The following is a 12,457-nucleotide window of genomic DNA, read 5'->3' as shown; positions in this document are numbered from 1 at the left end:
TGATTTTACTTGTGGTCCCACTTGGGCTCGAACCAAGGACCACCTGATTATGAGTCAGGTGCTCTAACCAACTGAGCTATAGGACCAGTTTTGAGGTTGCAATATTACAGCTATTTTTTGTTTGGCGCAAATAAAATGTAATAATATTTAGTCTGTTCTGCTCAATATTTTATAACATATTGATATACAAATAAGACTGGTTTTAGGAAGGGGTACGCTGTGTATTTGCGTTTTTATTTCTGTTATGGCTGCAACTGTGCTTTGCGGTTACTATTTAATTTTTGTATGGTCGTATATTACCCTGTTTTTATTTTTACGGTTTATAATACCCAGTATACTTATTTTGTTGGCTTGTACTACTATGGTATATTTTTTTTTATTGAATAATCCATATACGGTTAAGTGTAATTCTTTTTCTCCGGTATCGGGGCGATATATTACTTGGCGATTGCTAAATGTTTTTCTGTTATCGAACTCATACCATAAAACATTCTCAAAATTATAGCGCACAACTATAGTGTTTTTACTCTCTCTGTCGCATACGTAATTAAACTGCAATAGCTTAATGTTTTTTTTGCGTTTGAATAAAATTAGGGTAGCTTGTTTTAAAATGCCTAGACGAAATGAAATAGGGTCTAGTAGAGCAGACATAATTTTTGCGATTGTTTAGTATGGTATATAATTTTTTGCATTATTGCCAAATGGCAAGTTATAAAAATCATTACGTATTAAATAGTCCAACATAGCGTTGTCTATACTTTGTCTATACTATTTGTATTTCATTTTCTGATGTGTAAATAGTATAGTGTATTGATTTTTAGTTGCTTGAGGTGTCGTTGTCGCTAAAGCCCTCTTTAGGTGTAAAATTGCTTAATATGCTGTTTGTATCTAGTTTTTGCCCTCTTTTTCGTTCAAATATTTCCAATATCGTTTAGGTACGTGTTGCAAATGGAGTTTCATGTTTTTGCGTGCGGGTATATTTGTGCTATTAAAATAATCCTTCCAAAGTAGTGATGCTAGTTCTTCTCGGCTATCTATTAGCTCTGTTGGCAGGTTTACTTTTTTGGGGTCTATTGCTGCTACAAATTCGTATGATATTTCGGTTACCGTATGCAGGTCATAATACAAACCATACTTACGCTTTACATCGTATATTATCCATTTTTGGTCGGCATATCGGTTTTTAAAAAAAGTACCTATTAGGGGCAATACATTAAAATCGGGCTCAACAGGTGCATAGTACATCCCGTCGGCGGTTTTCTGAAATCGAATAAAGGCTTTCATACGGTGGCGTTCGCGTATTATTTTTTTCTCTATTTTCGAAATAGCCATTACATGCTCGTTTCCAAAATTGCTTTCGGCACCTTTCGGGTTATCAAAAATATAGCATGCAAAATAAAATAGGTCTTGAAATGCTTGCGGAAGCTCGGAGAGGTGTACCATATAAAAACGCTTTAGCCATTGTGCCGATAGCTTTTTTTGCAAGCCTTTCCACACACGGGTTGCTTTACTCTCGCTACTTATAATAGTAGTGGTTTCTTGTAGCATTGTGGGTTGATGATACTTTTGCCAAACAAGCTGTACTGCTTTGGGTTTTTGCTCGTAAAACTCGAATATACAGGTGAGCAACCCTTCAAACGATCCATCAAATACGTAGGTTACCATGTTTAAAATAGGCTTAATTGGTTTTGTGCTATTTTTAGGTATTTACTATTGCTTTCGGATAGTATTAGGTTTTTTACGTGTAACGAATCGGGCTCACTGATTAAGTATGGACTATCGGCGCAACGTATAAAATGTTTGGCGCGATTGTAGGCAATGCCTATTTTTTTGAGTTGGTAGCTACGTAGTTTACCAAATTTACGTGCTTTCACTATTTTTTGTGCCGACCGTACGCCAACACCCGGTATACGCAATATCATTTGGTAATCGGCAGTATTAATATCCACAGGAAATTGTTCCATGTTGCGGAGTGCCCAGCTCAGTTTAGGGTCAATATCCGTATCAAGGTGCGGGTTTTTAGGGTTTAATAACTCTTGTACTTCAAACCCATAAAAACGCATTAGCCAATCGGTTTGGTACAGCCTGTTTTCGCGGAGTAGTGGGGGCTGTGTTCCTATAGCAGGCATTCGGTCGTCATAACTTATGGGTATATACCCCGAGTAATACACACGCTTTAGGCTAAAGTTGTTGTAGTACTGTGCTGCGCTGTACATAATTTCCATATCACTTTCGGGTGTGGCACCAATAACCATTTGCGTGCTTTGCCCTGCGGGTACAAATTTAGGTATGCTTTTTATTAGCCCCGTTTTCTTCTCGTCTTTGTACTGGGTTATAGTGTTTTGTATAAAACCAAGGGGTTTCTTTACATCATCGTGCGATTTATCGGGGGCTAATAACTTTAAGCCACTTTCTGTAGGCATCTCTAAATTAATACTCATACGGTCGGCATAAAGCCCTGCTTCTGTAAGGAGTTCCTCGCTAGCACCAGGTATGGTTTTTAGGTGTATGTAGCCATTAAAACGCTCTTCAATACGCAGTTTTTTTACAATACGTGTTAAACGCTCCATAGTAAAATCAGCATTTTTAAAAATACCTGAACTTAAAAAGAGTCCTTCTATATAGTTACGGCGGTAAAAATCCATAGTAAGCGTTACCACTTCATCTACGGTAAAGGCGGCACGTTTTACATCGTTGCTTTTACGCGATACGCAAAAAGCGCAATCGTATATGCAATGGTTGGTTAGTAATATTTTTAATAACGATACGCATCGTCCGTCCTCTGTATACGTATGGCAAATACCGCTACTGCTACTATCGCCTATACCTTTATTATTGTTTTTTCGGTTACCGCCACTGCTAGAACATGACACATCGTACTTTGCTGCATCGGCAAGTATAGTAAGTTTTTCTCTTATCCTGTCTGACATATTCAAATATTTTCTACAAAACTAAGAAAATAATCTTAATATACCATAATTTAATAATTTGTTAAGTTTGAATGACGAGGGTTTTTTGTTATTTAGCTGTTTTATTATGCATATCATCGATTTTAGTAAGTGTTCCTACATTTAATAGGTAGTTTTACTTACAAAAAGTAAAAATAAAATTGCATATAAACGCGTAATGTAACGTTTAAATCACAAATTGTTACATCATCGTAAAAAAAATCATAACTTGTATCAGAAATGTTTTGAGTTATGGTTGATTTAGTTAAGTATGTTCAATAATTGTGTTGAGGTACTCAATTAAACTATAAGTTTTATATTTGCGGGTAATTTAATGTTCTGCAAACTAAGTTTTTAACGTTCGGGGGAAAGTTGTAAAAAACTGCTTTCTAGTATTATATAAATGGTTGTATAACTCAGATTATGAAAAAGAATTTACTCCTACTTGCTTTATTGGTAACTTCAATAAACGTTTTTTCGCAGGGAATTGTGGTAACACCACATCCAACTAATAGCCCTGCTGCAAACACGCAATTAGTTAACAATGTTTTATTAGATAACTCTTGCTTAGCACAGGTATCAAATATTACTAAAAGCACAGGTACTGATTTTGGTTACTCTCAAGGTAATGGTATTGGTACTTTCTCTAACACCAACGCAGATTTCCCTATAGCATCTGGAGTGGTATTAACCTCAGGTAATGCTGTTGCCGCACAAGGACCAAACACTAACACATCCAGTTTTTCCTCTCCTGCATGGGCAGGCGATGCCGATATAAGTACTACTTTAGGGATAACATCCAGAAATGCTACGGTATTAGAGTTCGATTTTATTCCGCCAACTGCTAACTTATCTATCGATTATATTTTTGCATCAGAGGAGTATGGTGAATACCAATGCGAATCGAACGATGGTTTTGCCATATACCTTACTAATGTTACTGCGGGAGGCGCAGCACAAAATATAGCATTAATTCCTACTGTGGCACAGCCAGTATCAGTAGGTACAATTCGTGACGAGATAAACAACTCCGATTGTTCGTCTGAAAATATAAATTACTTCGGTGAGTTTTATGGAGGGGGTAATGGTGCCGACGCTCCTATTAATTATGAGGGGCGTAGTGTTTTAATGAATGCATCGGCAACACTTATACCAGGCAATACCTACCATTTAAAGATTGTTATTACTGATGATGGTGGTGATGACGGTACTGATGGTGAGTACGACTCGGCAGTATTTTTCCCAGAAGGTGGATTTAATTTGGGACAAGAATTACTAGGGCTGGATCTTACAGAAGTGAATGGTACGGCACTTTGCGACGATGATACTTTTACGTTAGATACGGGTTTACAACCTAACGCAGGGTTGTATACTTTTTCGTGGACTAGAGATGGTAACCCAATACCTGGAGAAGCAATAATTACCGATAACCAACCAGGTACATATGCCGTTACAGTAACCAGAAATGGGAGTACTTGTACCAGTACACAAGAAATTGTAATAGAATACTCGCCAGTAATTACCGCAAATACACCAAACAATTTATTTGCCTGCGATAATGGCGCCCCTACATATACCTATAACCTTAATTTAAATACGCCAGTAGTTAAAGTAGGGCTAAACCCTGGTGTAATAGTATCGTACCACGCTACAGAAGATAATGCAGAGGACGACGAAGACCCTTTACCATTAGCATACAACAGTGCTGGAGGAGAAACAATATGGGCACGTGTTGAGAGCAACACAAGCAACTGTTACGATGTTGTATCGTTCCAACTGCTTACAGCACCAGCACCTACAGCAGTACAACCCAATAACCTAGTGTTGTGCGAAAGTACTCAAGGTTCTGGCGAGGCAGAGTTTAACCTTACAGCATTAACAGGTTCAATACTAGGTTCGCAACCTATTAATGAAAATACCATATTATATTTTGACTCTTTTGCTGCTGCCGAAGATGGCTCGACGCCTATAGATACACCAGGAGCTTACGTAACAGGTTCGGAAACAATATATGCTAGAGTACAACGAAATTTTGACCCGACTTGTTTTACCATAACAAACTTTGATGTTGTTGTAGTGCCAATTCCTGCATTAACAGCACCATCAGATGTACAAGAATGCGATAGTTACATACTACCAGCACTTACCGCAGGTAATTATTATACCGAGCCAGGTGCGGAAGGTACAGCCCTTTTTGCAGGCGATGAGATAACAACTACACAAACCCTATACATATACGCCGAGAACGTACAAAATACTACCGTATGTAGCAATGAAGTAAGTTTTGAGGTAGGAATTATTACAACAGGTACAGCACCAGAAGATGTTTCATCGTGTGGTAGTTACACACTACCTACGCTACCAGCAGGCGAGTTTTATTACAACGGTCCTGGCGGTACATTAGGCGAGATACCAAGTGGTACAGTAATAATAACAACACAAACCATTTATTTTTACATACCAGCAGCGGCAACATGTACAGAGAATAACAACTTTACAGTTACAATAACCGACTCACCTGTTATTAATGATCCTGCCGATGTAAATGAGTGTAGCCCATACACATTACCAGCTTTACCAGCAGGACAAAATTACTATACAGGTCCTGGCGGTACGGGTACAGCCCTTTTTGCAGGCGATGTAATTAATACCTCTCAAACCATATACATATATACTTCAGATCCTGTAAACCCTGATTGTAGCTCGGAAGAAGATTTTGAAGTTATAATAAATGATATACAGGTAGATGATATGGCTGATGTTACCCGATGTGGTAGCTACGCATTACCAGAGCTGCCAGCAGGACAGAATTACTATACAGGTCCTGACGGTACGGGCACATTACTAACCCTACCAACATCAATAACAAGTACACAAACCATTTACATATACGCGGTTAGCCCTACCAACCCAGCATGTAGCGACGAAGAGGATTTCCTTGTAACCATAAACGAGCAACCATCATTCCCCTCCATACCTGATGCAGTGGGTTGTTTAAGTTACACATTACAGGATATACTACCACCTTTTGCAGATTATTATACAGGTTCTGGCGGTACAGGTACACTATTAAACCCTGGCGATGTTATAACCAGCACACAAACCATATATGCTTATGCCGTAAACGCAAACGGTTGTTCAAGACAGCGTTCGTTTTTAGTAACTATTATAGGTACAGATCCCATTGTTGTAGATGATGTAGAAGAATGTGGAAGTTACGATTTGCCAGCACCATCAGCAGGAACATACTATACTGAGTCAGGCGGTATGGGTACAGAGCTACCAGCAGGTACAACAATAACAACAACACAAACCATCTACTTACTTGTAGTTTCAGACGCCGACCCTAACTGTACAACAGAGAGTAGCTTTGAGGTAGTTATAAATCCAAACCCACCATTAAGTTCCATACCAGATGTTATAACATGTAGCAATTATGTGTTACCAGATACTTTACCAGCCAATGCAGAATATTATACAGAGCCAGGCGGTGGCGGTACAGTACTACCACCAGGTACAGTAATTAGTACAACACAAACAGTATACGCCTATGCAATTTCTGCTAATGGATGTACAAGAGCACGCTCATTTGATGTAACTATAATAGACGGAACTATAGCACCAGCAGATTTTGAGGCTTGTGGTAGCTATACCCTCCCAGCATTACCAGTAGGTAATTACTATACAGCACCAGCAGGTGGCGGTACATTAATAGCACCAGGTACAGAAATTACAACAACGCAAACCATATACACTTACGTAGAGGTTACCGAAGGTGCTAATTGTACAACCAACAATAGTTTTGAACTAACTATTTCGCCAGCAGCAGTAGCTGACGATCCTGACGATGTTGTAGCATGCTTTAGCTACCAACTACCACCATTAACCAACGGTAATTACTTTACCGAAGCAAATGGCGGAGGTACAGCACTTTTTGCAGGCGATGTTATTACAGAGAGTACAACACTACACGTATATTTTGAAGATGGTACAATACCAAGCTGTACTGCCGATAACTCTTTTGATATTATAGTTAACAGCATTGAAGTAGAAGCTCCTGAAGACCAATTGGTATGTGGTGGCTATGTACTTCCGACATTGGATTTGGGAGATTATTATACAGGAGCCAACGGATCGGGAACCATGCTTAGTGCAGGCGACCTTATTGATGAAACGCAACTCATTTACGTATACGCAGAAAGTAATACTACACCAATTTGTACCGACCAAGATAGTTTTACGGTAACCATTAAACCAGCACCAGCAATAGATACTCCCCCCAACGTAGGTTCGTGTGGTACGTACACACTACCTGCCCTAACAGTAGGAGAATACTTTACTGAGCCAGGAGGTACAGGTACACAGCTTTTTGCAGGCGATGTTATAACAGCCAATACAGATATTTACGTATATGCAGAATCTGGCGGAGAGCCAAACTGTATTGCAGAACATATGTTTACCGTATTTATTAATCCTCAAGCACCTGTAGATGGTACTGTTTGTGACAGCTACGAACTACCAGAGCTACCTATAGGAGAATATTTTACAGCGCCAGCAGGTACAGGTACACAACTTTTCCCAGGTGATGTAATAACAACCACGCAAGACATATACGTATACATAACAATGGATGCGATGGACAACTGTACCGATAATAACTTCTTTACAGTAACAGTAAACCAATCGCCAGTGTTAGATCCCGCTCCAGTGGTAACACCACAGTGCGATTTTTACGAGTTACCTGCCCTTACAGTAGGAAACTACTATACCGAGCCTGATGGAGACGGAACACTACTTCCAGAAGGTAGCTTAATAGAGAGCACACAAACCGTATACATGTATGCCGCAACAGGCACAGTACCCAACTGTACAGCACAAGATAGTTTTGAAGTAATAATATTTGATACGCCAATACCCGATGCACGTTCTAAAACAGAACGATGCGACCAATATGTATTAGATGAGCTTATTGTTGGAGATTATTATGCACTATCTGGAGGACCAGATGTTGCCGGTCAGGTAACATTTGATGCAGGTGATGTAATTACCGAAACCATGACGATGTACATTTATGCAGAGTCGGGTACTACACCAAACTGTTTCCAAGAAAACAGTTTCGAAATAGAAATATACAGTATCACAGCAGACAATCCCGAAAATGGAGAAGTATCCGTATGTGATAGTTATACATTACCGGCACTAACCGTAGGCGACTATTACCTACTATCAGGCGGTCCTAGTACACCAGGGCAAGTATTATATGAGGCAGGCGATGTACTTACAACTTCGGTTACACTATATGTATATGCCGAACTTGGCGGAAGGATAAACTGTAATGACGAAAACGAGTTTCAAATCAACATATTCGAAACACCACAAGTAGATGCAACCCCTGTAGACGAAACAGTGTGTTTCCAATACATACTACCAGCACTAACCGTAGGTAACTACTACACGGGTGCAGGTGGTACAGGTATACTACTCAATGCAGGCGACGCAATAACAGCTACACAAGAAATATACATTTATGCCGCTACAGGTAATGCCGATGTAACCTGTTTTACAGAAAGAAGCTTTACAATTACAGTAAATTCTGTATTTGTACCTGAAATTGCCGACTTTGTAGCCTGCGAAAGCTATACGCTACCAGCACTTGCCGTAGGCGATTATTACACAGGTCCTGGAGGAACAGGCGATATAATTCCTGAAGGAACAATCATAATCGAAACAAGTTTAATATACATATACGCAGAAACCAACACCGTACCTGTGTGTACTGCCGAGAGTGATTTTGAAGTAACTATAGTTACCCCACCAACATTCCTACAACCACTACCTGTAGAGGCATGTGGTTTGGATGACGACGGACAAGGAATATTCAATCTTGCTCCAGCAGTCGAAATCGCACTAAACGGTCAAACAAATGTTACTGCAACAGTACACGAAACATCAATAGGAGCAGAGTTTGATAACAACCCAATACCAAACATAACAGCTTATGCTAATGTTGAGGCATTTGACCAAACCGTTTATATACGACTAGAAGCAGATGCTGCACCTACATGTTTTACCATTGTAGCACTAGACCTTATTGTAAACCCACGCCCACAGGCTGCCACGCCAGAGGACTACGAACTTTGTGATAATGGTTTGAATGATACAGATGGTATTGCAACATTCGATTTAACTACAAGAGATGAAGAAATACTAGATGGGCTAGACCCACTATTGTTCTCTGTAGAATATTTTGAAACACAAGCAGCAGCAGAGCTAGGAACATCGCCAATAACTACAGCAAGCGTTTACAACACTACAACCACAACAGTATATGTACGTGTAACCAATAACGATACAGGATGCCACGATTTAGTTGTTTTAGAACTCATCGTAAACCCATTACCAGATGTGTTTGAGCCATTACCATACACATTATGTGATGTAAATAACCCAGGTGACGAAGTAGAATTATTCGATTTAACAACCCAATATCCACTTATAGCTGTAGACCCTAATGGTGTAAACGTTACCTTCCATGATACGTTTGAAGAAGCAGAATTAGGTGATAACCCAATATTAAACCCAGAAGCTTACGAGAACCAGAATGGTACCGCCGTAGAAACACTATTTGCACGTGCCACTATAGAGGCTACAGGCTGCTACAGAATTGCGTTACTGGATATTAGAGTAGAGCCACTACCCGTGCTATACCTTGAAAACATAGAAGACGACCTTACTGTAGGTTGTGACGAAGATGGCGATGGTATCGCATTCTTTAACCTTGATGCTATGGTAGAAGCTATGGTAAACGGAGGTGAGAATTTGTTGGTATCATTCCACGAAACAGCACTTGATGCCGAGAACAACCTAAACCCAATAACAAACACCAGTAACTACCAAAATGCTATACCAGAGCTAGACCAGATATTTGTACGCGTAGAAAATACCATAACAGGTTGTATTAACTCTGAGGTTTATGAATTAGAGCTTACTGTGGTACCTTCGCCACAAGTACCCGACCTAGAAGACATAACCCAGTGTGATGACGAAGACGACAACGGACAAGACAACCAAGCCTTCTTTGATTTGACACAGCAAAATCCAATAATTTTCGCGGGACTAGACCCAGCCATACCCGATGTAATAATACATTACTTCGAGTCAGAGGCTGCTGCCCGTAATGGCGCACCACGAATTATTACGCCAGCCAACTACACTGGTACCCACGAGCAAACCATCTGGGTACGTGTTGAAGACCCTGCAACGGAGTGTTTTGGTATAACAAGTTTCCAATTGTTCTTAAATCAACCGCTGTTATTAACTACACCGTCTGTTTACACAATATGTGAAACAACATTGCCAAATGATGCTAGAGAGATATTTGACCTTACCACTAAGGACGAAGAAATCTTAGGTCCATTTGGAGTAGGACAAGGTTATACGGTGGAATATTTTATTAGTGAGGCTGAAAGAGACGCTGGTAATGCAATACCAAACCCAGAAGGGTATGAGAATACAGTTAATGCACAAACATTATTTGTTACTGTAACAAGCACAGAGGGTTGCGAGAGTTACACAACCCTTACAATACGCGTGTTACCCCTCCCCACGCCAAACCAGGAGCCAGACGCGCTAGTACTATGCGACGACAACAACTCCCCCGACGGCGAAGAAGAATTCAACCTATTCGACGCCGAAGCTGACATCCGCAACAACGACCCAACCACGATAATCACCTACTACGAAACAGAAGCAGACGCCCAAAACGCCGAAAACCCCATAGCCGACCCAAGTGCCTACCAAAGCGCCACCAACAGCGTATGGGTACGCGTAGCCGCCAACACCGGCAACCCCGACGACCAAGTCTGCTACCAAGTAGTAGAACTCCCACTCATCGTAAACCCACTCCCAGTCCTAGGCGAAAACGGCACCATCACCCCCAACGCCTACTGCGAAGAAAACACCGATGGTCAGCACACCTTCATCCTCAACGAACACCTGCCCTTCATCCTAATCGGCGAAGACCCAGAAGACTACACCATACGCTTCTACCTCGACCAAGCCGCATTAGACGCAGGCACCGCACTACCCAACCAGTACACCAATATCAGTACCCCACAAACCATACTCGTATGGGTAGAAAACAACACCACCGGATGTATCAACACCGCACCATTAACCCTGTACGTAGAAGAAGCCGCCACCGCCTTCCCAATCACCCCAGGACAACTAGACACCTGCGACTACGACGGCACCAATGATGGACAAACCACCATTGACCTCACCCAAATAGAAGCCCAAGTACTAGGCGGACAAGACCCATTAGACTACGACGTAGACTACTACGAAAACCAAGACGACGCCATAACCGACACCAACCCCATAGCCGACCCCAGCACCTATGTAAACACCATAGCTGGCGGACAAACCATCTGGGTACGCGTCACCAACGAAAGCACCATCAGCCGCTGCTACGACATCACCAGCATCGATATCACCATCGAAGCCATCCCAGAACCCATAATACAAGGCGGAACCCTCTGTGTCGACTACGACACCCAAGAAGTACTCAACCCCGTAGTAATGGACACCGGGCTCGATGACAGCCACACCTTCATCTGGTACCTCAACGGCGAAGAAATAACAGGCGCCACAGAAAGCACCTACATCGCCCAGGCCGTAGGAAGCTACAGCGTAGAAGCCATCAGCGCAGGCGGCTGTATCAGCGACCCAATCGACCCCGTAACCGTAGACCAAAGCGGACCCGCCAGCATCATCGGCAGTGGTTTTAGCGTAACCAATGCCTTTAGCGACAACCAAGTCATCACCATCAACGTACAAGGCTACGGCGACTACGAATACCAATTAGAAGACGGACCATGGCAAGACAGCAACATCTTTACCAACGTCATCCCACGCCGTATCCCATACACCGTACACGTAAGAGACAAAGGTGCCTGTAGTCAATTCCAGTTAGACATCAACAACGTCAACATCATCGACTACCCACGATTCTTTACACCCAACGCTGATGGATACAACGACACCTGGAACATCTTTGGACTATCCAGTCAAGGCGGCGCCGAAATCTACATCTTCGACCGTTACGGCAAACTCATCAAACAAATCAGCTCACAAAGCGAAGGCTGGGACGGCACCTACAACGGCAACCCATTACCCGCAGACGACTACTGGTTCAGTGTCACCTTCGGTGAAATCCAAGAACGAGTATTTGAGATTACTGCCGCTGATATAAAAACAAAAACAACAGAAGAAGGAGAAGAAATCAAATACTATGTCCTACCAGGCACCAGTTTGGAAATCGAAGTCACCCAAGCACAGATAGACCAGTTGCCGATTGAGATAACTACGCAACAACCCGTGACAAGAGAATTTAAAGCGCACTTCTCACTCAAACGATAAGTTGTTAGTGCATACAAACAATACGGGCTGCCATTTGGCAGCCCGTATTGTTTATTATAGTGTTTTATCTTAAAACTTATAATTATAGT

General features: G+C 41.5%; 4 protein-coding genes and 1 tRNA gene. 1 reads left to right on the top strand and 4 read right to left on the bottom strand.

Features of this window, described 5'->3' with window-relative positions:
* Positions 1-12: 12 nt before the first annotated feature.
* The 4 genes from K1I41_RS02570 to K1I41_RS02555 all read right to left on the bottom strand — a co-directional run bounded on the left by K1I41_RS02570 (position 13) and on the right by K1I41_RS02555 (position 2,930).
* Positions 13-86: transfer RNA gene (locus K1I41_RS02570), tRNA-Ile, on the bottom strand.
* A gap of 184 nt (positions 87-270) precedes the next feature.
* Positions 271-651, bottom strand: a complete 381-nt coding sequence (locus K1I41_RS02565; protein WP_220641122.1) for a hypothetical protein — start codon at positions 649-651, stop codon at positions 271-273.
* Between the two features lie 237 nt (positions 652-888).
* Positions 889-1,665, bottom strand: coding sequence for a TIGR03915 family putative DNA repair protein (locus tag K1I41_RS02560; protein WP_220641121.1), 777 nt, complete (start codon positions 1,663-1,665; stop codon positions 889-891).
* 2 nt (positions 1,666-1,667) lie between these two features.
* Positions 1,668-2,930 (bottom strand): putative DNA modification/repair radical SAM protein, encoded by a 1,263-nt coding sequence (locus K1I41_RS02555; RefSeq protein WP_220641120.1) that lies wholly within the window; start codon positions 2,928-2,930, stop codon positions 1,668-1,670.
* 441 nt (positions 2,931-3,371) lie between these two features.
* Here K1I41_RS02555 and K1I41_RS02550 point away from each other — a divergent pair, with 441 nt between their 5' ends.
* On the top strand, positions 3,372-12,368 hold the full coding sequence (locus K1I41_RS02550) for a T9SS type B sorting domain-containing protein (protein WP_220641119.1): 8,997 nt from the start codon (positions 3,372-3,374) through the stop codon (positions 12,366-12,368).
* Positions 12,369-12,457: the final 89 nt, after the last annotated feature.

This window comes from Flavobacterium litorale (genome assembly GCF_019613795.1).
GTDB lineage: Bacteria > Bacteroidota > Bacteroidia > Flavobacteriales > Flavobacteriaceae > Flavobacterium > Flavobacterium litorale.
This window is presented reverse-complemented; position numbering and strand designations above follow the sequence as displayed.

Bases quoted from the DNA above. Each gene is read 5' to 3' on its own strand.
- K1I41_RS02560 (WP_220641121.1), bottom strand. From the start codon at position 1,665: ATGGTAACCTACGTATTTGATGGATCGTTTGAAGGGTTGCTCACCTGT.
- K1I41_RS02565 (WP_220641122.1), bottom strand. From the start codon at position 651: ATGTCTGCTCTACTAGACCCTATTTCATTTCGTCTAGGCATTTTAAAA.
- K1I41_RS02555 (WP_220641120.1), bottom strand. From the start codon at position 2,930: ATGTCAGACAGGATAAGAGAAAAACTTACTATACTTGCCGATGCAGCA.
- K1I41_RS02550 (WP_220641119.1), top strand. From the start codon at position 3,372: ATGAAAAAGAATTTACTCCTACTTGCTTTATTGGTAACTTCAATAAAC.